Source organism: Microvirga sp. HS2 (genome assembly GCF_055792805.1).
Genome location: NZ_JBVVAJ010000025.1, coordinates 23,317 through 48,049, shown reverse-complemented (window position 1 = coordinate 48,049; position 24,733 = coordinate 23,317). Strand labels below are relative to the sequence as shown.

19 protein-coding genes and 4 pseudogenes are annotated in these 24,733 nt (G+C 61.8%); 17 read left to right on the top strand and 6 right to left on the bottom strand.

The features are described from left to right. Positions 1–125 precede the first annotated feature (125 nt). The 8 genes from ACS5Q0_RS19455 to tkt all read left to right on the top strand — a co-directional run bounded on the left by ACS5Q0_RS19455 (position 126) and on the right by tkt (position 8,739). Positions 126–875 (top strand): SDR family NAD(P)-dependent oxidoreductase, encoded by a 750-nt coding sequence (locus tag ACS5Q0_RS19455; RefSeq protein ID WP_473128299.1) that lies wholly within the window; start codon positions 126–128, stop codon positions 873–875. Between the two features lie 67 nt (positions 876–942). Then, positions 943–1,788 (top strand): transketolase, encoded by an 846-nt coding sequence (locus ACS5Q0_RS19450; protein WP_473128298.1) that lies wholly within the window; start codon positions 943–945, stop codon positions 1,786–1,788. Further along, the gene (locus ACS5Q0_RS19445) at positions 1,785–2,801 is read left to right on the top strand and encodes a transketolase family protein (protein ID WP_473128297.1); all 1,017 of its coding nucleotides are present in this window, start codon (positions 1,785–1,787) and stop codon (positions 2,799–2,801) included. Before ACS5Q0_RS19450 ends, ACS5Q0_RS19445 begins: the two co-directional genes overlap by 4 nt. 96 nt (positions 2,802–2,897) lie before the next feature. Then, complete coding sequence (locus ACS5Q0_RS19440) at positions 2,898–3,896, top strand: TRAP transporter substrate-binding protein (RefSeq protein WP_473128296.1); 999 nt, start codon at positions 2,898–2,900, stop codon at positions 3,894–3,896. Further along, positions 3,893–4,471: a TRAP transporter small permease gene (locus ACS5Q0_RS19435; RefSeq protein ID WP_473128295.1), complete on the top strand. Its 579-nt coding sequence runs from the start codon at positions 3,893–3,895 to the stop codon at positions 4,469–4,471. Before ACS5Q0_RS19440 ends, ACS5Q0_RS19435 begins: the two co-directional genes overlap by 4 nt. Beyond that, complete coding sequence (locus tag ACS5Q0_RS19430; protein ID WP_473128294.1) at positions 4,468–5,727, top strand: TRAP transporter large permease; 1,260 nt, start codon at positions 4,468–4,470, stop codon at positions 5,725–5,727. Before ACS5Q0_RS19435 ends, ACS5Q0_RS19430 begins: the two co-directional genes overlap by 4 nt. Before the next feature lie 98 nt (positions 5,728–5,825). After that, positions 5,826–6,716 (top strand): NAD(P)-dependent oxidoreductase, encoded by an 891-nt coding sequence (locus ACS5Q0_RS19425; protein ID WP_473128293.1) that lies wholly within the window; start codon positions 5,826–5,828, stop codon positions 6,714–6,716. Positions 6,717–6,759: 43 nt separating this feature from the next. Continuing rightward, a complete protein-coding gene (gene tkt / locus ACS5Q0_RS19420; protein ID WP_473128292.1) occupies positions 6,760–8,739 on the top strand; it encodes a transketolase in 1,980 nt (659 codons plus the stop codon). Between the two features lie 36 nt (positions 8,740–8,775). Here the strand turns inward: tkt and otnK are convergent, their stop codons facing one another. From otnK to otnC, 3 genes are read right to left on the bottom strand one after another with little or no spacing between them, the layout of a single operon-like run. After that, on the bottom strand, positions 8,776–10,041 hold the full coding sequence (gene otnK / locus ACS5Q0_RS19415) for a 3-oxo-tetronate kinase (protein WP_473128291.1): 1,266 nt from the start codon (positions 10,039–10,041) through the stop codon (positions 8,776–8,778). Next, positions 10,038–10,850 carry a hydroxypyruvate isomerase family protein gene (locus tag ACS5Q0_RS19410; protein ID WP_473128290.1) on the bottom strand — a complete coding sequence of 271 codons (813 nt, stop codon included), beginning with the start codon at positions 10,848–10,850 and terminating at the stop codon, positions 10,038–10,040. Before ACS5Q0_RS19410 ends, otnK begins: the two co-directional genes overlap by 4 nt. Before the next feature lie 4 nt (positions 10,851–10,854). After that, entirely contained in the window at positions 10,855–11,574 is a 720-nt protein-coding gene (gene otnC / locus ACS5Q0_RS19405) for a 3-oxo-tetronate 4-phosphate decarboxylase (protein ID WP_473128289.1), read from the bottom strand. 974 nt (positions 11,575–12,548) lie between these two features. On the opposite strand from otnC, the gene cls reads away from it, so the two are divergent. From cls to ACS5Q0_RS19375, 6 genes are all read left to right on the top strand, one after another. Then, complete coding sequence (gene cls, locus ACS5Q0_RS19400) at positions 12,549–14,030, top strand: cardiolipin synthase (RefSeq protein ID WP_473128288.1); 1,482 nt, start codon at positions 12,549–12,551, stop codon at positions 14,028–14,030. A gap of 292 nt (positions 14,031–14,322) precedes the next feature. Continuing rightward, positions 14,323–16,206: an ABC transporter ATP-binding protein gene (locus ACS5Q0_RS19395; protein WP_473128287.1), complete on the top strand. Its 1,884-nt coding sequence runs from the start codon at positions 14,323–14,325 to the stop codon at positions 16,204–16,206. A 25-nt stretch (positions 16,207–16,231) separates the two neighbouring features. Then, positions 16,232–17,758: an ABC transporter substrate-binding protein gene (locus ACS5Q0_RS19390; RefSeq protein WP_473128286.1), complete on the top strand. Its 1,527-nt coding sequence runs from the start codon at positions 16,232–16,234 to the stop codon at positions 17,756–17,758. Positions 17,759–17,864: 106 nt separating this feature from the next. After that, positions 17,865–18,785 carry an ABC transporter permease gene (locus ACS5Q0_RS19385; RefSeq protein ID WP_473128285.1) on the top strand — a complete coding sequence of 307 codons (921 nt, stop codon included), beginning with the start codon at positions 17,865–17,867 and terminating at the stop codon, positions 18,783–18,785. A 5-nt stretch (positions 18,786–18,790) separates the two neighbouring features. Next, positions 18,791–19,648 carry an ABC transporter permease gene (locus tag ACS5Q0_RS19380; RefSeq protein WP_473128284.1) on the top strand — a complete coding sequence of 286 codons (858 nt, stop codon included), beginning with the start codon at positions 18,791–18,793 and terminating at the stop codon, positions 19,646–19,648. After that, on the top strand, positions 19,645–21,393 hold the full coding sequence (locus tag ACS5Q0_RS19375; RefSeq protein WP_473128283.1) for a M14 family metallopeptidase: 1,749 nt from the start codon (positions 19,645–19,647) through the stop codon (positions 21,391–21,393). Before ACS5Q0_RS19380 ends, ACS5Q0_RS19375 begins: the two co-directional genes overlap by 4 nt. A gap of 63 nt (positions 21,394–21,456) precedes the next feature. Here the strand turns inward: ACS5Q0_RS19375 and ACS5Q0_RS19370 are convergent. Continuing rightward, positions 21,457–21,585: pseudogene (locus ACS5Q0_RS19370) on the bottom strand (IS6 family transposase); the annotation flags it as partial. A gap of 17 nt (positions 21,586–21,602) precedes the next feature. Here ACS5Q0_RS19370 and ACS5Q0_RS19365 point away from each other — a divergent pair. After that, positions 21,603–21,973: pseudogene (locus tag ACS5Q0_RS19365) on the top strand (IS3 family transposase); the annotation flags it as partial. Between the two features lie 192 nt (positions 21,974–22,165). Here ACS5Q0_RS19365 and ACS5Q0_RS19360 read toward each other — a convergent pair. Continuing rightward, a complete protein-coding gene (locus tag ACS5Q0_RS19360; protein WP_473128282.1) occupies positions 22,166–22,426 on the bottom strand; it encodes a metal-sensing transcriptional repressor in 261 nt (86 codons plus the stop codon). Between the two features lie 110 nt (positions 22,427–22,536). Here ACS5Q0_RS19360 and ACS5Q0_RS19355 point away from each other — a divergent pair, with 110 nt between their 5' ends. Both ACS5Q0_RS19355 and ACS5Q0_RS19350 read left to right on the top strand, forming a co-directional pair. After that, positions 22,537–23,883 carry an MFS transporter gene (locus ACS5Q0_RS19355; protein WP_473128281.1) on the top strand — a complete coding sequence of 449 codons (1,347 nt, stop codon included), beginning with the start codon at positions 22,537–22,539 and terminating at the stop codon, positions 23,881–23,883. 170 nt (positions 23,884–24,053) lie between these two features. Next, positions 24,054–24,396 (top strand): annotated as a pseudogene (locus ACS5Q0_RS19350) (transposase); the annotation flags it as partial. A 128-nt stretch (positions 24,397–24,524) separates the two neighbouring features. On the opposite strand, the pseudogene ACS5Q0_RS19345 reads toward ACS5Q0_RS19350, so the two are convergent. Beyond that, positions 24,525–24,653: pseudogene (locus ACS5Q0_RS19345) on the bottom strand (IS6 family transposase); the annotation flags it as partial. Between the last annotated feature and the right edge of the window lie 80 nt (positions 24,654–24,733).

Genomic DNA, 24,733 nt, shown 5'->3' with positions numbered 1-24,733 from the left:
CTGGCGACATCGTCATCCGACCAATTGCATCAAGATTGGAGCGCTTCGTCGCCAGCCTGGAAGCCCGACTTAGAAGGCGAGCCGGCGCAGAGGGCCGCGCGGACGACGGTTGCACAGGAGAGGACATGCTGCTTTCGAACAAGATCTGCGTGATTACAGGGGCGGCTTCGCGGCGCGGTATCGGGCGTGCGACTGCTACTTTGTTCGCCCTGCATGGCGGTCGTTCCATCATTCTCGACTTGGATGAGGATCAGGCGGCAGGAACTGCCGCTGAGCTAGGCGAGGCGCATCGCGGCTATGGATGCGACGTGACCGACAGAAGTGCGTGCACAGCCGCTATCGAGCGCGTGATCGCCGAGTTCGGCCGCGTTGACGTCCTGGTCAATAACGCGGGCATCACTCAGCCTCTGAAATTCCTGGATATCGCGCCAGAGAACTACGACGCCGTCCTCGATGTGAGCCTTCGTGGCACTCTTTATATGAGCCAGGCGGTCATTCCCCACATGCAGGGCCGCGGGTCGGGATCGATCGTCTGCATGTCCTCCGTGTCAGCGCAGCGTGGCGGCGGCATTTTCGGCGGCCCGCATTACAGCGCTGCCAAGGCCGGGGTGCTCGGTTTGGCGCGGGCGATGGCGCGCGAGTTCGGCCCTGCAGGAATCAGGGTCAATTCCATCACACCAGGCTTAATTCAGACCGACATAACGGGCGGCAAGCTGACGGACGAACTCAAGGCCGAAATCCGCAAGAGCATTCCGCTCAACCGCCTTGGAGACGCAGACGATGTCGCCCGAGCATGCCTGTTCCTTGCCTCTGACCTGTCGTCCTACGTCACGGGCGCCACGATCGACGTCAACGGCGGCATGCTGATCCATTGAGACTGATTGCTGGCTTCTGCAAAGCAGGGCCCTTCAGGCCCTGGCACTTAAAATTCCGGAGAGAGAAGTGGAAGGTCCACCTGTAGGGCACAACATCGATCTGGCCGAGCGCGCCTACCGCATTCGTCGCAATGCAGTGCGCATGGGCGAGGTGCAGGGCCAGGGATATATCGGCCAGGCGCTGGACATCGCCGACGTGCTGGCTGTCTCTTACTTCCATGCCATGCGTTACCGACCCGACGAGCCCAAGTGGGAGCATCGCGATCGTTTCCTGCTATCGAATGGCCACTACGCGATCGCTCTGTATGCGGCCTTGATCGAGGCGGGGATCATCCCGGAGGAGGAACTCGAAACCTACGGCAGCGACGACAGCCGACTACCGATGTCCGGAATGGCCAGCTACACACCTGGCATGGAGATGTCCGGCGGCTCCCTTGGGCTCGGGCTGAGCATCGCTGTAGGTATGTGTCTAGGCCTGAAGCGCAAGGCCTCCCACTGCCGGGTCTACACGCTTTTCTCCGACGGAGAACTCGATGAGGGCTCCGTCTGGGAGGCGATCATGTCGGCATCTCACTGGAATCTCGACAACCTCATCGGCATCATCGATGTCAACAACCAGCAAGCCGACGGTCCGTCCACGCAAGTGATGGCCTTCGAACCACTGGCGCAGAAACTCCAGGCATTCGGGTGGCATGTCCAGCGAGTGGACGGCAACAACCTGGATGCAGTGGTCGCCGCCTTCGATGCCGCACGCGATTGCACCGAGCCCAAGCCTCGTATGATCATTTGCGATACCCGCATGGGCAAGGGAGTGCCATTCCTCGAGGCTCGTGAGAAGAACCATTTTATTCGCGTCGACGCTCACGAATGGCAGCTCGCCCTCGATGCGCTGGATGCCGGGAGGAACGCATGAGCCAGGCAGCCAAACCACCCGCAGGAGAGAATTCCAAGCCGCGCCTGACCACCTCGGCGATGATTGCCTCAATCGCCTCGGAGGGGCAGCGCACCAAGCCGGCTCCCTTCGGGCACGCTCTCGTCGGGCTGGCCCGGACCCGACCGGACGTCGTCGGCATGACAGCCGATCTCGGAAAGTACACGGACCTTCACATTTTCGGGAAGGAGTTCCCCGAGCGCTATTACCAGATGGGAATGGCCGAGCAGCTCCTGATGGGAGCAGCAGCTGGGATGGCGCATGAGGGGGCGCTCCCATTCGCGACAACCTACGCAGTGTTCGCATCGCGACGGGCCTACGACTTTATCCATCAGACGATCGCTGAGGAAAACCTCAATGTGAAGATCGCCTGCGCTTTGCCTGGCCTTACCTCGGGCTATGGACCAAGCCACCAGGCCGCGGAGGATTTGGCATTGTTCCGCGCCATGCCGAACATGACCGTCATCGATCCCTGTGATGCGCACGAGATCGAGCAGGTCGTTCCGGCTATCGCCGCTCATGCAGGTCCAGTCTATATGCGCTTGCTGCGCGGCCAAGTGCCGTTGGTTCTCGATGAGTACGGTTACCGTTTCGAACTCGGCAAAGCGAAGCTCCTCCGCGACGGGGCGGATGTGCTGATCATCTCATCCGGTATCATGACGATGCGTGCGCTCGAAGCTGCTCAGGCGCTTGAGGCTGATAAGATCGGAGCGGCAGTGCTGCATGTCCCGACCATCAAGCCCCTCGATACGGAAACCATCCTGCGCGAGGTCAGACGCGCGGGACGCATGGTCGTCGTCGCCGAAAATCACACCGTGATCGGCGGCCTGGGCGAAGCTATTGCAGGACTGCTGATGCGCACAGGCGTGCACCCGGCATTCAGGCAGATCGGTCTGCCCGATGAGTTCTTAGCCGCTGGAGCGCTGCCGACGCTTCACGACCGATATGGCATTTCTACCAATGCTGTGAAGGAAAGCATCAAAGGCTGGCTATAGAATAACCAATAAAGGCCGTGAGTCATTAGCCGCTTGCGGATCAAAACAACGACAGAAGGCCCGATCAACGGGCTTCAATCCAGGAGGAGAACACACATGAAGAACTCGATATCACGCCGTACTCTTGTCACCGGTGCCCTGTCAGCGCCGGCCATCCTGACGCTGTCCCGCGGCGCATGGGCTGCAACCAATCTCACTCTCGGTCACAATGCGGCCCCAGGGAACCCGCGCAGCATCGCAACAGAGCGCTTCGGCGAGATGGTCAAAGAGCGGTCGGGAGGGCGGATTTCCGTTCGTGTCGCGGGAGCCGAGCAACTCGGCAATGAGCAGTCCCTGCTCACAAGCCTGCGAACAGGCGCCGTGGACATGACGGTCAACAGCCAGGGCTCCGTTTCGGCTCTGGTCCCGGAGATCGCGGCCCTCGGCCTGCCCTTCCTGTTCGAAGACAGCGCTGCCGCTTTCAGAGTGCTGGAAGGACCGATCGGTGAAGAACTCGCACAGCGGCTCTCGAAAGTTCAAATGGTGCCCCTCGGCTGGTGGGACAATGGCATCCGCCACATCACCAACAGCAAGCGGCCAATTTCTAAGCCTGCCGATCTGAAGGGACTCAAGATCCGCACCCCGCCGGACCCGATGACAATCGACATCTTCCAGGCACTTGGGGCCGGAACCGAACAGATCAGCTTCGGAGAGCTCTACATCGCACTGCAGCAGGGCGTCGTGGATGGTCAGGAAAACCCGCTGACCAACATCGCAAGCTCGAAGCTCTTCGAGGTGAACAAGTTCATCAGCCTGTCGGGCCACAAGTGGGAGGTTTCCCCTTTCCTAATCTCGCAGATCACCTGGACACGGTTGCCTGCTGCCGATCGTGAGATCATCAAGGCTTCCGCCAAGGAGGCGGGCGACCTGCAGCGCAAGCTGTTCGCCGAGAACGAGGCCAAGTACAATAAGGAATTCCGGAGCAATCCGAACCTAGCCGTCAACGAGGTCGACAAGGCGGCTTTCCGGGAGGCATCCGCCAAAGTCGTCGATACCTGGCGTTCGAAGCCTTTCGGCGCGTTTGTCGACCAGCTCACCAAGGCTGCCCGGGCATGACCCAAGTCGCCCCGCTCCCCGACCGTGAACAAGAAATGGCCACGGGGAGCGGTGCGCTCGCCGTGGCCACGATCATCGACCGGGCCATCGGTTGGGTGTGCAAGGCGATGATCCTGCTGACGGGTATTGCACTGCTCGCGATTCTCACGGCGAATGTCGTCGCCCGCTATGTTCTGGAAAGCGGGGGGTTCCGGTTCGCTCAGGAGCTTCCTGAGCGTCTTTTCCCCTGGTTCATCATGGCGGGCGTGGCGCTCGCGGTTCAGAAGGGTGGCCACATGGCCGTGGAGACCGTCCTGGCCCGGTTGAGCCGCAACGGAGCACGCATTCTGCTGCTTGTCGGGCACTTCATCATTATCCTCTCCTATGCCATTCTTGGTTGGGAGGCGATCGGTGTTGCCGACATCGTGTCGATCGAGAAAAGTCCCGTCCTTGGACTGTCCAGCAGCTACAGCTATTACGCGCTCGCTCTCGGCTGCCTGGCTATCATCCTGACGACATTCGCTCTTGCGCTCCGAGTGGCCATGCTTGGACCAGAGGCCATGCCGACGCCAGATCCAGAGGAGACGGGCGTATGAGCATCGTTCTCGTCATCGTATTTACGGTCCTCATGCTGCTGGCGATCCCGGTTGGCCATGCACTGGTCATCGCCGCCGGCGCGACATTGGCTTGGCAGCAGGAGCTGCCTCTGATGATCGTCGCACAGCAAATGTACCAGCAGACGCAATCATTCCCGATGCTGGCGCTCCCCTTCTTCATGATGGCGGGAAGCCTGATGCTGGGCGGAAGGCTAGGTCAGGAGCTTTTGACTTTCGCCAGCAAAGCTATGCAACGCTGGCGTGGTGGTCCTTTGTCGACCACGGTCGTCGCCTCGGTCGTCTTCGGAGGGGTGTCAGGAAGTGCGGTCGCCAATGCAAGCGCTCTCGGATCGGTGCTCATTCCGTGGCAGAAGCGGCAGGGCTATCCGGCCGGATTGTGCGCCGCCAACAACGCTACGTCAGCGGTCATCGACATCCTGATTCCGCCGTCGATTCCGATGATCCTGTACTCCCTTGTCAGCGGAGTCAGCATCGCCGATCTCTTCACGGCAGGCATCCTTCCTGGAATTCTCATGGCAGGTGGCTTCGTCGTAACCTGCAGCCTGATCGCGCGCTGGCGCGGTATCCACTCTGAGGATCCTGCTGTCGGGCGGATGGAGCTTCTAAAGCTCGCCGTGCTGAGTGGTCCCGCCCTTCTCATGCCGATCCTCATCCTTCTCGGCTTGCGGTTCGGTATCGCCACGCCCACCGAGATCTCCGTGCTGGCGGTTGTCTACGCCCTCGTTCTCAGCGCCTTCTTCTATCGCGATCTGACATGGAAACATTTCTACAATTGCTTGATCGAATCCGGTATAGCGACCGGTGTGGTCATGCTCGTGATCATGGGGAGCGCGATCGTCGGCTGGATTTTGACCTTCGATCAGGTCCCGGTCCGGTTTGCTGAATGGGTTTCGGCCACGATCTCCAATCCGCTTCTGGTGATCATGGCCATGAACATCCTGCTCTTGATCGTGGGGATGCCGCTCGATCTTCCGCCGGCGATCTTGCTGCTGGGGCCGATCTTCGTACCGCTCGCGGCGACCATAGGTCTGGATCCCGTACAGCTCGGGATCATCATGGTGCTCAATCTCGGAATTGGGCTCTACACGCCACCGATCGGAACCACGCTCTTCATTTCTTCCTCGATTGCACGAGCGTCACTTGCCGACACCACGCGTGAGCTCTGGCCATTCTTCGCTGTCGCCATGCTGGTCCTTCTCGCAGTAAGCTATATCCCGGCACTCACGATCTACTGAGTTGAGGCGTTCTATCCGAATACAGATCGAACGCATGTTCTGTGGTCGAAGTGAGCGAAGCCGACAATGGGTAGACCATCAAAGGTAGGACAAACGGCATGAAACGCGTTGCTTTCATCGGCCTTGGCGCCATGGGACTTCCGATGGCCACGAACCTTGTGGCGAGGGGCTTCACGGTCGCTGGATACGACCTGAATCCGAAAGCCCTCGGAACTTTCGAACGCGCGGGGGGAATTCCCTCAGATGCCGCGGCCAAAGCGGCAGCCGGAGCGGATGTCCTGATCATGATGGTGGTGAATGCGGCTCAGGCAGAAGCGGTGCTCTTCGCTGACGGAGGCCTGGACGCGCTTCCCCGTGGCAGCACCGTCGTGTTGATGGCAACTTGCGCGCCCGGCTCGGTCGAGGCGCTTGCCGCACGCGTCCAGGCAACCGGGCGCCACTTCGTCGACGCCCCGGTATCCGGTGGGGTGGTGGGTGCCGCTGGGGCCACGCTCACCATCATGGCGGCGGCGCCGCAGGAGACCTTCGAGACGGTAAAGCCGGTGCTGGATGCAATGGGAGACAAGGTCTTCCATGTGGGCGAGAGACCCGGCCAGGGAGCCGTCGTCAAGACCGTGAACCAGCTCCTGTGCGGCGTGCATATTGCGGTCGTCGCCGAGGCTTTCGCCTTGGCTGAAAAGGTTGGCGTCGATCTCAGGATCCTGCTGGAAATCATGAGCGGCTCCGCCGCTTCGAGTTGGATGTTGAAGGATCGCGGGCCGAGGATGCTGGAAACCGAGCCCATGGTTACAAGCGCAGTGGATATATTCGTCAAGGACCTCGGCATCGTGCTGGAGGCGGGACGGGATGCCAAAGCGGCGCTGCCTCTCGCGGCGGTTGCTCATCAGCTTTTTCTGGCGGCTTCAGGGCGCGGAGAAGGCGCCGCCGACGACAGCCAGGTGATCCGCACCTACCACGCGATGAATGGAACCGATCGGTCCCAGTCATAAGAGACAAGGCTTTCTGGTAATGACGAGCGTCAATCCCCGCTTGATGGCCAATGCGATACGCTTCCTGTCCATGGATGCTATCGAGCGAGCATGCGAGGGCCATCCCGGAACCCCGCTCGGCGCAGCCGACATCGTTACCGCACTCTTCACCCGCCATTTGAAGTTCAATGCTGCGGACCCGTCATGGTTCGACCGCGACCGCTTCGTGCAGTCGAACGGACATGGCTCGATGCTCATCTATTCCCTGCTGTACCTCACAGGATATGAAAAGATCACCTTGGATGAGATCAAGCGCTTTCGCGTGCTTGGTTCCCACTGCGCAGGTCATCCCGAATATGACCCGGCCGCAGGAATCGAGGTGACAACAGGCCTCCTCGGACAAGGCATTGCCAATGCCGCCGGCATGGCCCTGGCGGAGGCGTTCCTGAGCGCATGGTTCGGTCCAGGGATCGTCGACCACCGCACCTATGCTCTGGTCGGTGATGGATGTCTGCACGAGGGTGTCGGGCAGGAGGTTATCTCTCTCGCGGGGCATCTGCAGCTCGGCAAGCTCACGTTCCTGTGGGATGACAATCGGATCACGGATGACGGCGATATCGCACTCGCGTGGTCCGACGACATCGCGGCGCGGTTTCGTGCCAGCAACTGGCATGTTCAGGCGGTCGACGGTCACGACATCGAAGCTGTCTCCGCGGCTCTTGCACGAACCAAGGAGGATCCTCGCCCATCGGTGATTGCCTGCACGACGATGATCGGGCGCGGAATACCCAGAGTGGAGGGCCAGCGTGCCGCTCACGGTGGCCGGATTTTCAAGGAGGACACCGATGCAGCGCGCAAATCCCTCGATTGGACGCACGCGCCCTTCGATTTTCCAGACAAGGTTCTGTCTGCTTGGCGCGAGGCCGGGAGGAGGGGGACTGCGGAGCAGAAGGAGTGGCAATCCCGAGTCGATGCCATGCCCCCCGAAAAACGCCGGGAATTCGACCGCCTCCGGGAGGGGCGCCTGCCCGACGGGTGGGAGACCGCGCTGCACACGTTCAAGCAGGAGGCGGCCAGGAGCGGATACGCGGACCACGGATACAAGATTTCCGGGGAGATCCAGGATCTCCTGGCCAAGGCGATACCCGAGCTCGTCTCTGGCGCACCTGATCTCGAGGGAGCGACACTCCACAAGCGTAGCCTATCGGCCTTTTCTGCAGGAGACAGGAAGGGGCGCTACGTTCATTACGGCGTGCGGGAGCACGCGATGGCATCGATGCTGAACGGCATGGCCGCTCATGGGGGGGTTGTACCGATAGGCGTCACTTACCTGGTGTTCACCGATTACAATCGAGCGGCGATGCGGATGTCGGCCCTTATGGGCCTACCGGTCAAATACATATTCAGCCATGATTCCATTGGAATAGGCACAAATGGCCCCACCCATCAGCCCGTGGAGTTCCTTGCCTCGTTCCGGGCGATGCCGAATATGCTCGTTCTGCGCCCTGCCGATGCCGTGGAGGCGGCGGAGTGCTGGGAAATCGCAATGGAACATTGCTCCGGCCCCTGCGCGCTGATGTTCGCACGCCAACCTCTCGAACCAGTTCGTTTGACTGACACTGCCGAGAATCTATCCCGTCGTGGAGCATATGTGCTCCTGGATGCAGAGGGAGGGCCAAGACGCGCCACTATCCTGGCAACAGGGTCGGAGGTCGCAATCGCTTCGAAAGCGCGCGCAATGCTCCAAGCTAATGGAATACCAACAGCTGTCGTGTCGATGCCGAGTTGGGAGCTGTTCGAGCTTCAAGATAACGAGTACCGGAGCCAGGTCATCGGCAGGAATACGGTGCGTGTGGCCGTCGAGGCAGGCATCCGACAGGGATGGGAGCGCTATGTGGGCGAGGATGGCGGATTCGTCGGCATGAGCGGGTTCGGGGCTTCCGGCGCTGTCGCGGATCTGTATGCCCATTTCGGTATCACAGCGGATCGCGTCGCCGATGAGATCCGGCGGATGTGCACGACAGCATCGCCGCGTTGTCCTTGATCTCAGCGGGCGGAAGAGTCCGCCCAGGGCACGGCTTTACCGAAGCATGCTCCATGCTTTCAGGAAGAAGTCCGGAGCTCCGAAGTTGCCGGACTTGAGCGCGAGGACGAGATCATCGTTTCCGAGCGTCCGCGTCCATGGAACGCCTGGGTCAATTTCAGGGCCGATGGCGAGTGCCTTCACGCCGAGAGCCTGCACGACCGCTCCCGATGTTTCGCCGCCAGCGACGATCATCCGCGTGAACCCGAGCGCCGGGAGAGCACGGGCGATCTCCGCGAGGGTATGCTCGACGATCGCGCCCGCGTTCATACGACCGAGTTTGTGTTGAACGTCCTGCACCTCGCGGGGTGTCGCCGTCGAGTAGATCAGAGCAGGACCATCGGCCTCCTGCGCGGACAGCCAATCGAGAGCGGTTCGTGCGGTGAGCTCACCGGAGGCGAGCGACATGGGATCGAGGCGAAAGGCGGGAACACCCCGCGAGATTGCGATTTCAACCTGCTGGTTGGTGGCGCTGGAGCAGGAACCAGCCAGGATGATCGCCCGTCCCTGGGGCGCATCGAACCTGCTGTCGGTCGAGGGTGAAACGGACGGCTTGTCTCCGCGATAGGCTGCGGGCAATCCCATGGCAACTCCCGACCCTCCCGTGATGAGCGGCAGGTCGGCCGCCGCCAGACCAATCGAGCGCAGATGGTGGTCGGTCAGCGCATCGACGATCACGATCCGATGTCCTGCGGACTTCTCGCGCTCGAAGGCCGCGCGAATGGCATCAGGCCCCGCCTCGACATCCTCGAAGGCTACGAGGCCGATCGAGAGCTTTGTCTGCCGCTGCAGAACCCGCACGAGGTTCGAATCGCGCATGGGCGTGAGCGGATGATCTCTCATGCTGCTCTCATGCAGCGGCACGCCGTTGACGAACAGGTGCCCCTTGTAGACTGTTCGGCCATTGGCGGGAAACGCGGGGCAGGCGAGGGTGAAGGGACTGTCCGTGAGGGCGATGAGCGCTTCCGTGACAGGTCCGATATTGCCCTCGTCCGTGGAGTCGAACGTGGAGCAATACTTGAAGAAGAAGTGTTGTGCTCCCGCCTTGCGCAGGGCCTCCGCTGCGGCCAGGGACTGCTCGACAGCCTCCGGTGCCGGGATGGTCCTCGACTTCAGGGCAACGACGACGGCATCCGCCCTGGACAGGTCCACGTCCGGTCCCGGAACGCCAATCGTCTGAACCGTCTGCAGTCCTTCGCGGGCGAGCATGAGTGCGAGGTCGGTCGCTCCCGTCAGATCGTCGGCGATGCATCCAAGTTTCATGCGCTGCTCCCATCGAGGTTCGTTGCGGTGCGGTTACTCGACCAGGCCGAGAGCCAGCCTAGGCCGTCTTCCGTGCGTCCGCGCGGCTTGTACTCGGCGCCGATCCACCCGTCGTATCCCATCCGGTCGAGCGCCCGGCAGATCTCGACGTAGTTGACCTCGCCTTCATCCGGCTCTGCGCGGCTGGGTACGGCCGCGATCTGCACGTGCCCGATGAGCTTGATATAAGTTTCGAGACGGCGGGTCAGATCCCCCTGCATGATCTGCGTATGATAGCAGTCGAACATGATCTTCACATTGGAGCGGCCCACCTGCTCGATGATGGACGCCGCCTGCTCGATGCGGGAGAGAAAGTAGCCCGGTTTGTCGCGGTGGTTGATGGGCTCGAGAAGGATCGTCATGCCGGCGCGCGCCGCCTTATCGGATGCGATCGTCAGATTGTCGACAAATGCCCGCTCGGCCGCTGCAAGATCATCTGGCGGCACGATTCCGGCCATGCAGTGAACCGCACCGGCGCCGATCTCCGATCCATAGGAAAGGGCCTGATCCACGGCCTGCTGGAACTCGCCCTCCCGTCCGGGTTGGGCTCCTAGGCCGAAATCGCCTGCAGATGCATTCCCCACGGGCGTATTCAGGCCAAGCATGGTCAACCCGTTCTTCTCAAGGGCGTCGCGCGTGGCAGAAGCCGGGATCTGATAGGGCCAATGCATCTCGACGGCCTTGAAGCCGGCGGCGGCCGCGGCTGCTATGCGGTTCAGTTCGGAGTGGTCAGAAAAGAGAAATCCGAGATTGGCCGAGAAACGGGGCATCGGTTTATCCGCATTTGTGGGAATGGATGTGAGGCTCGGTGCAGGAATTCTCTGGGCTTGCCGCACCATTCGCGGCTAGCGCCTCGTCAAGCCCGAAATGATCGACAAGATCGCGCACCTGAGCGTGGGTCAGGAGGCGCGGATTGAGGCCGCGCAGGAGAAGATGGAGTTTGGCCGTCTCTTCCAGTTCCTCCATGGCATAGACGGCGGCCTCCAGGTCCTTGCCTGCGACGACGGGGCCGTGATTGGCGAGAAGAACGGAGGTGTATCGTCCCGCAAGCCCGCGGATCGCACCGGCCACGGCAGGGTCGCCCGGGCGGTAATAGGGCACGAGGGCCGTGCGTCCCACGCGCATCAGGTAATAGGCGGTCATTGGTGGAAGGACGTCTGCCGGGTTCAAATCCGGGAGCATCGAAACCGCAACGGAGTGGGTGGAGTGCAGATGCACGATGGCGCCTGCATCGCGACGGGTGGCGTAAAGAGCCATATGAAGCGGTAGTTCCTTGGTCGGCCTATCCCCGGAGAGAAGCCGTCCGTCCTTATCAAGGCGGCTTATGCCGACCGGATCGAGGAAACCGAGGGAGCTATTCGTGGGCGTCGTCAGCCAGCCCCCATCCTCGAGGCGGATCGAGATGTTCCCTGATGATCCGGCAGTCAGGCCGCGCTCGAACAGGGAGCGGCCGAAGCGGCAGATGGTTTCCCGGACTTGGCTCTCATCGCTCATTTGGAGGACCTCGAAGCAGGTGAGACAAGGATCGTCCGCGCCGTCCAGGTCTCAAGCCGGTGGCACGACAGGGTTTTACCGTCGGATGACTCTTTTGCCGCGCTCCCAGGTTTTCATCAAGTGCGCCGCCAGCACGCGGGATAGGCGCTCGACGACCGCGCTGGTCCGCTTTTCCGTGCCTCCGCTTCCGATGTCGCTGATCCGCCGCAGCCGGGCTTGGAAAATGCCGTGCACGCAGGAGGCCACCGCCTTGTTCTTCGAGAGGCGAAGGATAGTCGAATGGATACGCTGGTTGAGCTTGAATTAGGGCAGTCGGTTGTGTCGGGTAGACGTGTCCATCACGCGACCATGCAGCTTCCACACCACCTGAATCTCGGCGTCGGTCGCATTCTCACAGGCCAGACGGCCCGCTAGGCCTTCGAGATTTCTAAGAACGACGAGGCTGTCGTGAACATCCTCGGGGCTGAAGCACCATGCCACGGCCCCACGTTCCGGCGATAACTCCGCGTGTCCCTCGCTGGTGGAGAACGTGATGGCCTCCATGAGCCGTCCATCCGTCAATTTCGCTGATACATGGTACCGCAAGATGGCTCTATCGCAAACTTTTGTTCCATAGTTTCATTTCTGGAATGGCGGTCTCAGTAGAGGAGGAGCGGGTATTCAAGGACAGGTAATTTGATCGTTCGGCCGTCCTTCTGTGCGTCCGGTGGTATCTGGCCTACATTACGTCCCCTGAGAGACGCCAAATCCACTCGCCTTCCGTTTCGCCGACACAATACAGAGACGGATGGAAGAGCGAGGCCCCTGTCCGAATGAGCTAGGCCCCGGACTGAACCCCGGGCATTGGCCCGGGTTGTCCTGCCGGGGCGACTTTCCGGCTCCTATGATGGGCCGCAGGATCCACGGGAGCTCACCGTCGCCCCACATCCCGGGGCCGCATCGAAGATGGTGCCGGCGACCTGGGGGAGGACAGGATGACCTGGACGGCGGCCCTCGGGTGGTTCTTCGCGGCCTATGCGCTGCTCACCGGCGTCTTCATCCTTCTGGAGAACCGGCGCCCTCAGGCGACCCTCGCGTGGATGCTGCTGTTTCTGACCCTGCCGGGTATCGGACTTGTCATCTACGTCCTGTTCGGACGCGACCGAAAGGCATTCAGCCGGCAGAGCAAGCTGGCGCGCCAGAATCTGAAGGGGACCGCCGCGCCGCTGTTGAAGCAGTTCCTCGCCCGTCAGGACGCCGAGATCAGCAGACTCGAGACCCAGAGTCCGGTTCGCAGGCGGCTCATGTCGTTGGTGCGACGCAACTCACATTCCGCCCTGACAACACACAACCGAGTCGCCATCCAGCAGGATGCATCCACGTTCTACCCCAATCTGATGGAGGACCTGAGAAGGGCGCGGCAAACGATCTATCTCCAGTTTTACACCTGGGCCGACGACGCCTTCACGCGCGAGCTCAAGGCGATCCTGATCGAGCGGGCCGCCCAAGGCGTCGAGGTGCGCCTGCTCTATGACCCCTTCGGGTCACTGTTCCGCCTTACCCACCGCTACAAACGCGAGCTCAGCCAAGGCGGCGTGAAATGGGCGCCGGTGTCGGCGCTTTACTGGCTCCATACGATCTCCTACCGCAACCACCGTAAGATCACCGTGATCGATGGGCAGGTTGGCTACACGGGCGGTATGAACATCGGCCAGGAGCATCTCGATGGCGGTCCCACCTTCGACAATTGGCGGGACACGCAGGTTCGCTTCGAAGGGGAGGCGGCGGCAGCTCTGCTGGTGGTATTCTTCGTTGACTGGTACAACGCAACGGGCGAGGACCTCTTCGCGGCTGATCGCTTCCCGTCGCTTGCCAATGGGCTGCCGCCCCCAACAACGGAGGACCCAAGCGCAAGCGATGGATATGTGCCGGTACAGATCCTGACCTCCGGTCCGGATTCAGAGTGGCGAGCGATCCGCCAGCTGTACTTTGCCATGATCATGTCAGCCCAACGCAGTCTGCGGCTGCAGACGCCGTTCTTTATCCTCGACGCAACCATCGCGGAGGCGCTCAAGGCGGCGGCGCTGGCCGGCATTGCTGTCGACGTGATGGTGAGCAACCGCGGCGAGGGGCTGAACCAGACGCCGTACTGGGCCGCGAATACCTACCTGGCCGAAGTCGCGGCTGCCGGGGCGCGGGTCCACCTATATAGGAAAGGCTACCTGCATTCCAAGACGCTCAGCATCGACGGCGAGGTCTGCTCCATCGGCTCGGCCAACCTCGACATCCGCAGCTTCAGCATCAATTACGAACTCAATGCGGTGATCTACGACACGCGGCTCGCACAGGAGCTGGAGGCGGCGTTCGAACAGGATCTCCGCGACTGCTTCTCCTTCGATCCGGCCGAATACCGGCGCCGTTCCGGTCTGCTCCGATTGCGGGACTCCGTCGCCCGGCTTCTGTCGCCTCTGCTATAGGGTCGCATCCTAAGGCCGCCGGGCCAGAATCAACTCGATGGGAGCGCCCGCTTCCTGCGCGGCTATGACCCAGGACGGCAAGCCTGAGCCGCTGACAGGCATAGTCGATTGGGTGACTGCATAACAAAATGTGGCATCTGAGAGGGCAATAGGCTTATCATTTCTGAATATTGCCCCAAACCCGGGCAAACGGGACTTGACGTCCATGGCCACAGCTGTGATCTGGGACAGGTCTTAGAGAGGTACTAACCTCGCTTGTGCGGGACTAGCGCTTTCCAATGAGCATGGATTGATGTCGGATCATTCAGCCAACCTCGGACCTCAAAACGCCCCGCTCTTGTCAGTCAGGTCTTTGTCGGTCGAATTCGGCGGCGGGCCGGGGGCCTTTCGCGCCGTCAAGAATGTCAGCTTCGATGTTCAGCCGGGACAGACCCTGGCGGTCGTGGGCGAGTCCGGATCCGGCAAATCCGTCACGTCGCTGGCGATCATGCGCCTGACAGACTACACGGGCGGGCGTATTGCGGGCGGGGAGGTGATCTTTCAGCCTTCCGCCGGCGAGGCCCTGGATCTGGTCAGGGCCGCCGACGATCAGCTCCGGGCGATCCGTGGTAACGACATCGCGATGATCTTCCAGGAACCGATGACGTCGCTCAATCCCGTCTTCACCATCGGCAACCAGATTGAGGAAGCACTTCTTCTGCACGAGAGACTGACCGCGCGCGAGGCGCATCTGCGCGCGAAGGAGCTTCTGCAGAAGGTACGCCTGCCGGATGCGGACAGGCTGCTGGAGCGCTATCCGCATCAGCTGTCCGGCGGCATGCGCCAGCGTGTGATGATTGCGATGGCCTTGGCCTGCAACCCGAAGCTGCTCATTGCCGACGAGCCGACCACGGCGCTCGACGTGACGATCCAGGCCCAGATCCTCAACATCATCCGGGATCTGCAGCAGGAAATGGGCATGGCCGTCATCTTCATCACCCATGACATGGGCGTGGTCGCCGAGATGGCCGACGACGTGGTGGTGATGTGGAAGGGCGAGAAGGTGGAGCAGGCGCCGGTGCGGGACATCTTCGCCGCCCCGCAGCATCCCTATACCCGCGCGCTGCTTTCCGCCGTGCCGCGGCTCGGCAGCCTGAAAGGGCAGCCATATCCGAAGCGCATGCCGGTGATGGTGTTGGATCACGGCGCACCGAAACAGGTCGGTGAGACGCACATCCAGGATACCGCCGATTATACGAACCCGCTGCTTCAGGTGGAGAAGCTCACCACGCGCTTCGACGTCGGCAAATCCTTCTTCGGCCGCGTAACCCATCGCGTCCACGCGGTAGAGGAAGTGAGCTTCGAGATCTATCCGGGCGAGACCCTGGCGCTCGTGGGCGAATCCGGCTCCGGCAAGTCCACCATCGGCCGTACGCTTCAGCAGCTCGTCGAGCCGACGGGCGGCATTGTGCGCTTCGATGGGCGGGACATGGCCTCGATGAGCCAAGCGGAGCGCCGGCGCCTGCGGCAGGAGATCCAGTACATCTTTCAGGATCCCTTCGCCTCGCTCGATCCGCGCCGCACGGTAGGCTACAGCATCGCCGAGCCGATCCTGGTGCACGGCCTGATCAAGGACCGCAAAGAGATCGAGCGCCGGGTGCATGAGCTGCTGGAGCAGGTCGGCCTGCAGCCCCAGCATGCCAAGCGCTACCCGCACGAGTTCTCGGGCGGCCAGCGGCAGCGCGTGTGCATCGCACGGGCGCTGGCGAGCAACCCGAGGCTGATCATCGCCGACGAGTCGGTTTCCGCGCTCGATGTGTCGATCCAGGCGCAGATCGTCAATCTGCTGATGGAACTGCAGGAGAAGAGGGGCCTATCCTATCTCTTCATCACGCACGACATGGCGGTGGTGGAAAAGATCAGCCACCGCGTGGCGGTGATGTATCTCGGCCAGATCGTCGAGCTCGGCACCCGGCAGGCAGTCTTCGAGAACCCGCAGCATTCCTATACCCGCAAGCTCCTGTCGGCGATTCCGATCGCCGATCCGGCCATCGAGCGCGCGAGGGCGAGGATCGAAGGCGAGATCCCGAGTCCGGTGCGGCCCGTGGGGCAGGAGCCGGCTATCCATCGCATGCGCGAGGTGGCGCCCGGCCATTGGGTAGCGCTCGAAGCCGAGGCGCTTCGGGGCGCGGCGTGAGACTCTTGATCATAGGGAGACAAGGATGAAATTCGCTAAAACTCTGAAGGCTCTCGGCCTTACGGCCGCCGTGGCCTTCGCGCCGTTGATGGCGTCGAGCGCGCAAGCGGCCGACACCATCACGGTCGCAGTCGCGATCGATCCCGGCAGCTGGGACCCGATCGACACCTTCCTGGTGGACTGGTCCTCCGCAGCCAACAACATCTATGACGGGTTGACCGCGCGCGGCGCGGACATGAAGCTGAAGCCCGCTCTCGCCACATCCTGGGAGTTCCTGGACAACAACAGCCGCATCCGCTTCAAGCTGCGCCAGAACGTGAAGTTCCACAACGGCGAACCCTTCAACGCGGCGGCGGTCAAATTCACGTTCGACCGGCTGCTCGGTGACGAGGGCAAGAAGGGGCCGCAGCAGTCGAACTACAACACCATCGACCATGTCGAGGTGGTGGACGATTCCACGGTCGACTTCGTAATGAAGCAGCCGGATCCGGTGCTGCTGACGAAGCTCGCCGGCTACGGCGCCATGATCGTGCCGCCGAAATACATCCAGGAAAAGGGCGACGATTACTTCAACACCCACCCGGTCGGCACCGGTCCGTTCAAGTTCGTCGAGTACAATCCGAAGGTCAGCTTGACAGTCGAGGCCTTCCCCGAGCATTGGGGCGGCGCGCCCAAGCTCGACCGTGTGGTGACCCGCTTCATCTCCGAGGCGAATACGCAGGTCGCCGAGCTCCAGGCGGGCCGCATTGATGTGGCGACACTCATCCCCTTCGGCCTCGCACCGACAGTCGAGAAGAGCTCGAATCTCAATCTCATCAGCATCACCGGCCCAACAGTGGTTTCGCTGCGTCTCAACACCAAGAACGGCATCACCAAGGATGAGAACGTCCGCAAGGCGCTGATCATGGGCATCGACCGCGATGCGATCATCAAAGCCGTTCTTCTCGGCCATGCGAAGCCCATCGCGAGCTTCCAGTCCGAACTGTCCTTCGGCTATGACCCGAACCTGAAGCCGCTGCCCTTCGACCTCGTCAAGGCGAAGCAGCTGCTGCAGCAGGCCAAGGTTCCGGCTGGCGCTCCGGTCAAGATCGACTTCCGCGGCAACGACGCCACATTCCGGGAGGTCGCTCAGGCTGCAGCCGGCTACCTGCAGGCGCTCGGCCTCAAGCCTTCGCTGCAGCCCTACGAGCCGCCGGTTCTGCTCAACGACATCATCCCGAACGGCAAGACCGGCGAAGCGTGGCACCAAGCATGGGGCGGCTGGACCTTCGACTACGACAACACCGCTTACCTGATGTATCACTCCGGCGAGAAGTGGAACCCGTACGATAACGATGCCAAGCTGAACGAAATGCTCGAGAAGCAGCGCTCGATCTACGACGTGAAGGAACGCGAAAAGATCCTGCAGGAGATCGCCCGCTACGTGGCCGACAAGGCTCTCGAGATTCCACTCTACAACCAGAACACGATCTACGGCGTGAACAAGCGGGTGAAGAACTTCGACGCTCCATCGGATCGACGCTTCCGCTTCGTGGAAACGACCGTCGAGTAAGCTGCTCTCCAGAGCGCTTTCCCTGCGAGGGCGCCTGCTGAGCCCATGACATCGGAAAGGGCCCCGCGAGAGCGGGGCCGTTTTTCCAAGACCGAAGGATCATCCCATGGCGGGCTTCATCCTCAAACGACTGTTGCAGGCCGTTTTCGTGGTCCTGGCCGTCACCCTGATCGTCTCCTTCGCGATCAGGCTGTCGGGAGATCCAGCGATCATGCTGATGGGCGGCGGCAACGTCACCGAACAGGACCTGCAGAACATCCGGCAGGCTCTGGGCCTCGAGCGCCCGTTCTACGTTCAGTACCTGAGCTTCCTGCAGGGGATTCTGGTCGGGGATTTCGGGCGCAGCTTCATGGGCAACACGCCCGTGTCGACGCTGATTGCCCATGCGCTGCCGTCGACGCTGCTCCTCGCCTTCACGTCGCTCCTTGCCTCCATTGCCCTGTCAGTGCCGCTCGGGGTCCATGCGGCGGTCAATCGTGGCCGCTGGCCCGATCAGCTCATCCGCATCCTGTCGCTGATCGGGCTGTCCTTCCCGAATTTCTGGCTCGCCATCATGATGGTGCTTCTGTTCTCCATCGTGCTGGGCCTGCTGCCACCGAGCGGCATGGAAGGTCCGGAGAGCTTCATCATGCCGGTCCTCACCATGGGGATCATCCTGACCGCCACGAATGTGCGTTTGGTCCGGACCTCGATGTTAGAGACGCTATCGCAGCAATATATCATGGTCGCGCGCTCGAAAGGCTTGCGCGATAGGGTTGTGCTCTACAAGCACGCACTGCGTAACTCGGCCATTCCGCTCGTCACCTATATCGGTTTGCAGTTCGGCAGCCTCATCGGCGGCATCGTGATCGTGGAGCGGGTGTTCAACTGGCCCGGTATGGGAACGCTCGCCTTCGACGCCATTTCGGCACGCGACTATCCCGTCCTTCAAGGGACCATTACGGTGTTGGCTCTCTTCATCGTTCTCATCAATCTTGCAGTCGATATCGCCTACGGGCTGATCGATCCCCGCATCCGGACGGAGTGATGCCGATGGCTACCGATCAGGCAGCACCTTCGTCGCGCAGGTTTTTCAAATCGTTCGAGCTCGTCCTCGGCCTCATCTTGACCGGCGGGATCTGCCTTGCCGTTCTGTTCTCGCCCCTCCTGTTTCCGGACGGTGGCGAGAGCATGGACCTCATGGCGCGCCTCCTGCCGCCATTCCATGACCCCGCGCATATCCTCGGAACCGATCCGCTCGGCCGAGACGTCCTGGCGCGGGTGATCGTCGGTGGCAAGATCTCGCTCACCGTCGGCATTCTCTCGGTGCTGGGAGCGGTCATTCTCGGCACGCTCATTGGCTTGGTCGCGGGCTACTACCGGGGCATCACCGAGATGCTGCTGATGCGTTTCGCGGATATTCAGCTGGCGCTGCCCTTCATTCTGATCGCGATCATGTTCCTGGCCATTCTGGGCACCGGCGTGGACAAGGTGATCTTCTTCATGATCGTGGCGCAATGGGTGCAATATGCGCGCTTGGTGCGCGGTTCCGTGCTGGCGTTACGGGAGCGGGAATTCATTCTCTCGGCTCGCGCCATCGGGGTCGGCAATGCACGCATCATCTTCGTCCATATTCTGCCCAACGTGCTCGGCCCCATTGTCATTCTGATGACCCTGAACGTAGCCAACAACATTCTGCTCGAAAGCAGCCTGACCTTCCTGGGCTTGGGCGTTGATCCTCTGATACCGAGCTGGGGCGGAATGCTTGCTGACGGGCGCACCTATCTCCAATCGGCGTGGTGGGTCAGCGTCTTCCCAGGGCTTGCGATCATGTTCACTGTGCTCGGCCTCAACCTCCTGGGCGACTGGCTGCGCGATTATCTCGATCCTACAGGACAAATTTCAAAATGATCGAATTGCTCAACGCGCAGGTTCCCCGCACTCTCGACAGTCTTGTCCGACAGTGGACGGAGCAGAGCCAGCCTGGAACGCGCCTCGAAGCGTGGCTTTTCGAGGATGACGCGGAAAGGCGCCAAGCAGAGGAGATTCTGGCGAAGGCCGGCGTCACAGCGCGAATCCGCAGTGCCTACAAGCCTCTCGTCCACGCATTTCTCGAAGAGATCGGCATGGATGGTCTAACGCGCGTCACCGTGCGTTACCCCGTTCATCCGCAGGCCAATCCAATACGGTTTTTGTCGGAAGCTTACCCACTCGTAGCCTTGCTCGACAATGTCGAGACGCGTTTTGAGCCCGGCGACGAGAACCTGAACTACCAGGTTCATGCTGAGTACGACGATGGGCGCCTGGTGGAGCATACGGTCTTTGCACCGAACCGTCTGCGCGCGAATCATCTCGAACAGACCGATCTCAGCCCGGCCGGCTGGCTCAGGGTCACGAATCGGTCCGATGGCGCGGACGACGTCGACGAGGCACTGGAGACGGAGCTCGAGCAGGTTTTTCAGAAGGCCATGACGGCTCTTATGGCTCACGCTTGGCCCGCAGAGGAACCCTATGCGGAAACGATTTCCATCGATGTAACGATTCCCGGGATCGAGCGGCCTCTCGCCTACGGCGACGAAGTCATGAGCACCCGCGAAGCACTGCACGAGGATTTCTATTTCTCACTGCTCGAATTCTTTAAGCACAAATCGGGCCGCCCGCCGGAGGATCGTGGCCTGCAGCCCGGCCAGATCGTGCCGGACATTCGTGCTGGCGGCGGTGACGCGCATGTACGGGTAGCCCTTCTCCCCTTCGGGCCGCCGCAGGATCCTGCCCGGCCTGAGCAAGATATCGAGACGGCGCATGCGGCACCGGACTTGGCACAGATCTATCGCGAACTGGCTGCGCTCCCGGGTGAAACCTTCGAGGGCCGCTCACGTGAAGGGCGCCCCGTGCGTGGTCTCTACCGCCCCGGCTCACGCCCGGCTGTCCTGCTGACCAGCGGTCAGCATGCCAACGAAACCTCCGCTCCCGTGGGGTCACTGCGGGCGATGCGCAGGCTGCTCGCAAGGCCTGAGGCTAACATCGCGTATATTCCGGTCGAGAACCCGGACGGGTACGCTTTGCATGGCCGCCTCTGCGAAGGGAGCCCGCGCCATATGCACCATGCGGCGCGTTACACGTCTCTGGGGAACGATCTTGAGTTCGGCCGCGACGATCCAGTCTATGAGATCGGCGCACGCAACCAAGCGCTCGCAAAGTCGGGCGCGCAGCTCCACATCAACCTCCATGGGTACCCAGCTCATGAATGGACCCGGCCCTTTACGGGCTATCTGCCGCGCGGTTTTGAACTCTGGTCGATCCCGAAGGGATTCTTCCTTATCATGCGGTACCACCCGACATGGGCTTCTGCGGCGCAAACGCTGATCGAAGCCGTTACGAGAGGTTTGGCGGCGGTTCCAGGTTTAGCCGAGTTCAATCGCCGTCAGATTGAAATCTGTGCGATTCATTCCGGCGGGACACCCTATGAGATCATCAACGACGTGCCGTGCCTGCTGACTGCCGAGACACGTCACCCGACGCCGCTGACCCTCATCACGGAATTCCCGGACGAGACGATCTATGGCGATGCTTACCGCTTCGCTCATACCGTGCAGATGGCTACTGTGATTGCAGCCGAGGAGGCCTTTGCAACCATCATGGATGCGGCCTCCTGAAGCCGGTTCTGTCGCAAATCCGGAGCGGGGCGAGGAAGTATCGGGTACTTGCGGAGAGCTATAGAAGTGCTCGGCGAGGGATAGCCGTGAGCCGCGAACGTACTTCGTCTGTCTTTTGCGGATCATGTGAACCATCTCGATGCCGCCCAGGATCGCCCGAGCTGATGTCATCGACTTGAAGCCAGGCAGCGGCGGTCCTGATCCCGGGCGCGACTGAGCTGGGGATCGCCCCATCCGTGCTCAGGAACTGGCGAGCTATTGCCCATGGAGCGGCGCCCCGATCCAGGGCGGCGTTCAACGCCGGATCGATAAGCACCGGGATCCCATCATCGCCAGCCGATCAGGCGGCCGAGATCGCGCGGGTGCGGCGCGAGCTGGATCGCACCCGGATGGAACGGGACAGCTTAAAAGCCATCGGCATCTTCGCGGAGGTGCCGAAATGAGATTGGGCTTCATCGAGCAGCATGCCCGTACCAGGCCGGTGCGGCGCATGTGCCGCGCGCTCGGCGTCTCGCCCAGTGGCTACTATGCTTGCCGCTCCCGGTCGGAGAGCCAAAGGGCTCAAGCGAACCGGCGTCTTGCGCACACCCCGCTGCAGCAGGAGTTCACGGCATCGGCCTCCAACCGCATGTGGCTGGCTCGACTTGGCGGCCGTGCTGGGCCTGGCCACCCGCAAGGTGGTGGGCTGAGTGAGAGGCGATCATCTGCGCCCAGACCCGAACCGGCCGAGCCGAAAGCGAGCTGACCCGGTGTCCACACAAGCGGCGGAAGATCAGCTTGTGAGAATCTTGAACTCAGCGAGCGCAGCCTTGGCCTCATGCGTCCCCTGACCTGCTGCGTCCTCCAGACAATGGTCGATGTGGTCCTGGATCAGCTCGCGCTTGGCATTCGCAATCGCCCTCTCGACCGCGTGGAGCTGCTGGGCGAGGTCGACACAGGGACGGCCGGCCTCGATCATCTGGATGACGGAGGCAAGATGGCCATGCGCCCGCTTCAAGCGGGCGATCATGTCAGGATGGCTTGCATGAATCATTCGAAAGTCCTATCCCCTAGGAGGGGATTAAACGAGGGGCTGCCTCAAGGCGCGCAGAGGTCTCTGTCCGGTCCCGCCGTCGACACCCCGCTGTTGCCAAAGGTCCTTCCATGCTCACCGTTCTTGCCAACCGCACCTATCGCCACCTCTTCCTTGCGCAGGCCATCGCCCTCGTTGGTACGGGCCTCCTGACAGTCGCGCTCGGCCTCCTGGCCTTTGAACTTGCCGGGGCCAACGCGGGTGTGGTCCTCGGCGCGGCACTGGCGATCAAGATGGTGGCCTACGTCGGCGTGGCACCCATCGTCGGCGCCTTCGCCAACCAGCTCCCTCGCCGGGCCTTCCTGGTATCCATGGACCTGGCGCGGGCCGCAGTGGCGCTGCTGCTGCCGTTCATCACCGAGATCTGGCAAATCTACGTTCTCATCTTCCTGTTGCAATCGGCATCGGCAGCCTTCACGCCGACCTTCCAGGCCACCATCCCAGACGTACTGCCGGACGAAAAGGATTACACCCGCGCCCTGTCCCTCTCACGCCTCGCCTATGACCTTGAGAGCCTGCTCAGTCCCGCCCTTGCGGCGGTACTCCTCACGGCAGTTGGCTTCCACTGGCTGTTTGGCGGCACCGTCATCGGCTTTCTCTGCTCCGCTGCCCTGGTGCTGTCCGTAACGCTTCCGCGCCAGCCCCATGCCCGGCACGAGGGTGGCATCTTCGACAAGACGACCTGGGGCATGCGCATTTTCCTCAAGACACCTCGCTTGCGGGGCCTGATGGCACTGAACCTGTCGGTTGCCACGGCCAGCACCATGGTCATCGTCAACACCGTCGTGATCGTCAACGTTGTGCTGGGCCGATCCGACAACGACTTTGCGGTGGCGCTCGGCTGCTTCGGCGCCGGATCAATGGGCGCCGCGTTTCTGCTCCCGCGCATCCTCGACGAATTGTCCGACCGGACTGTGATGATCTGGGCGTCTTGGCTGCTCGGCATCGTATTGCTTGCGTTCGCCGCGGTGGGATGGATCGGAACGGTGAGCTGGCCAGCCCTGCTCATGGCCTGGGTACTGCTCGGCGTGGGACGCTCGGCTGTCCAGATCCCCATTGGACGCCTGTTGCGGCGCTCGGCCCAACCTGCCGACCGTCCGGCCTTGTTTGCGGCGCAGTTTTCCCTGTCGCATGCCTGTGCGCTCCTAACCTATCCCCTGGCGGGCTGGCTAGGTGCGACGGCCGGGATCCCGATTGCGCTCGCGGTGCATGGCCTGATCACGGTGCTGGGCGTCATCGTGGCCTTGTGCGTGTGGCCGGCATCCGATCCTGAGGTCATCGAGCATTCGCATCCCGAGCTGAGCCCTGACGATACGCACATCCAAGAGCATCATGGGCGCCCCCATGCCCATGCATTCACGATCGATGATCTTCACAAGCGCTGGCCTGTCGGAAAGGCTATGGAGCAAGGTTCCTAGCACCGCCTTGGGTACCATGGTCGTCGTCGCCACTGTCATCATCGTTCGCGGCGGTGACCTAGTCCGGGCCATCAACCAGGTGGCCTTGCTCGTTGCTTCTGACCCGCCAAACTGGCCCATTTGGAGGACAACTTTTCTGGGCATTTTGATCCTTGAGGAGGGTCAGTGCCATAAAGAAGTCGCGCTCCACGGATGAGCCGATCGCCTTGGCCCTGCGCAAGTCGAGAGCGGCACGCCGGTGGCGGAAGTGATCCGCAAGATGGGCATCACCGAGCTGACCTTTTACCGGTGGGAGAAGCAGTTCGCCGGCAGGGGCGTGACCGAGATCCGCCGCCTTAAGCAACTCGAGGATGAGAGCGCCCGGCTCAAGAAACTCGTGGCGGACCTCATCCTGGACAAGACCATGTTTCAGGACGCGGTCAAAAGAAAGTGGTGAAGCCCGTCGTTCGGCGCGAGATCGCAGGCCATCTGCAGAAGGCCTATGGGATCGGCGAACGGCGGGCATGCTCCCTACCAAGCGTACCTACCGCCTCTACCGCGAGGAAGGGCTGTCGATCCGGCCCAAGGCACCCCAGCTCAAGCGCGCAAGCGCGCAAGCGCGCAAGCGCGCATCGCGCTATCGGCGCAGGTCCAGGCCGGCCAGGAGCATAGCGCACTGTCCAATTGTGGATTGTGGAATGGTCGGCGGAGATGCCGCGCACAGCCGTCATCTCGTCAAGATCCCGCAGGCTGAATCGGTAAGCCAGATACCAGCGGACGCCCAGCAGGATTACCGAACGATCAAAATGGCGACCTTTAACATCATGTGCCTCCGGAGCGTGCCGGAGGAGTACGCCACATCGAGCTACGG

Excerpts from the sequence above, each read along its gene's own strand:
- ACS5Q0_RS19360 (WP_473128282.1), bottom strand. The coding sequence starts at position 22,426 with ATGATTCATGCAAGCCATCCTGACATGATCGCCCGCTTGAAGCGGGCG.
- tkt (WP_473128292.1), top strand. The coding sequence starts at position 6,760 with ATGGCCAATGCGATACGCTTCCTGTCCATGGATGCTATCGAGCGAGCA.
- cls (WP_473128288.1), top strand. The coding sequence starts at position 12,549 with ATGACCTGGACGGCGGCCCTCGGGTGGTTCTTCGCGGCCTATGCGCTG.
- ACS5Q0_RS19455 (WP_473128299.1), top strand. The coding sequence starts at position 126 with ATGCTGCTTTCGAACAAGATCTGCGTGATTACAGGGGCGGCTTCGCGG.
- ACS5Q0_RS19380 (WP_473128284.1), top strand. The coding sequence starts at position 18,791 with ATGGCTACCGATCAGGCAGCACCTTCGTCGCGCAGGTTTTTCAAATCG.
- ACS5Q0_RS19435 (WP_473128295.1), top strand. The coding sequence starts at position 3,893 with ATGACCCAAGTCGCCCCGCTCCCCGACCGTGAACAAGAAATGGCCACG.
- ACS5Q0_RS19375 (WP_473128283.1), top strand. The coding sequence starts at position 19,645 with ATGATCGAATTGCTCAACGCGCAGGTTCCCCGCACTCTCGACAGTCTT.
- ACS5Q0_RS19425 (WP_473128293.1), top strand. The coding sequence starts at position 5,826 with ATGAAACGCGTTGCTTTCATCGGCCTTGGCGCCATGGGACTTCCGATG.
- ACS5Q0_RS19445 (WP_473128297.1), top strand. The coding sequence starts at position 1,785 with ATGAGCCAGGCAGCCAAACCACCCGCAGGAGAGAATTCCAAGCCGCGC.
- ACS5Q0_RS19355 (WP_473128281.1), top strand. The coding sequence starts at position 22,537 with ATGCTCACCGTTCTTGCCAACCGCACCTATCGCCACCTCTTCCTTGCG.
- ACS5Q0_RS19410 (WP_473128290.1), bottom strand. The coding sequence starts at position 10,850 with ATGCCCCGTTTCTCGGCCAATCTCGGATTTCTCTTTTCTGACCACTCC.
- otnK (WP_473128291.1), bottom strand. The coding sequence starts at position 10,041 with ATGAAACTTGGATGCATCGCCGACGATCTGACGGGAGCGACCGACCTC.
- ACS5Q0_RS19395 (WP_473128287.1), top strand. The coding sequence starts at position 14,323 with ATGTCGGATCATTCAGCCAACCTCGGACCTCAAAACGCCCCGCTCTTG.
- otnC (WP_473128289.1), bottom strand. The coding sequence starts at position 11,574 with ATGAGCGATGAGAGCCAAGTCCGGGAAACCATCTGCCGCTTCGGCCGC.
- ACS5Q0_RS19430 (WP_473128294.1), top strand. The coding sequence starts at position 4,468 with ATGAGCATCGTTCTCGTCATCGTATTTACGGTCCTCATGCTGCTGGCG.
- ACS5Q0_RS19385 (WP_473128285.1), top strand. The coding sequence starts at position 17,865 with ATGGCGGGCTTCATCCTCAAACGACTGTTGCAGGCCGTTTTCGTGGTC.
- ACS5Q0_RS19390 (WP_473128286.1), top strand. The coding sequence starts at position 16,232 with ATGAAATTCGCTAAAACTCTGAAGGCTCTCGGCCTTACGGCCGCCGTG.
- ACS5Q0_RS19440 (WP_473128296.1), top strand. The coding sequence starts at position 2,898 with ATGAAGAACTCGATATCACGCCGTACTCTTGTCACCGGTGCCCTGTCA.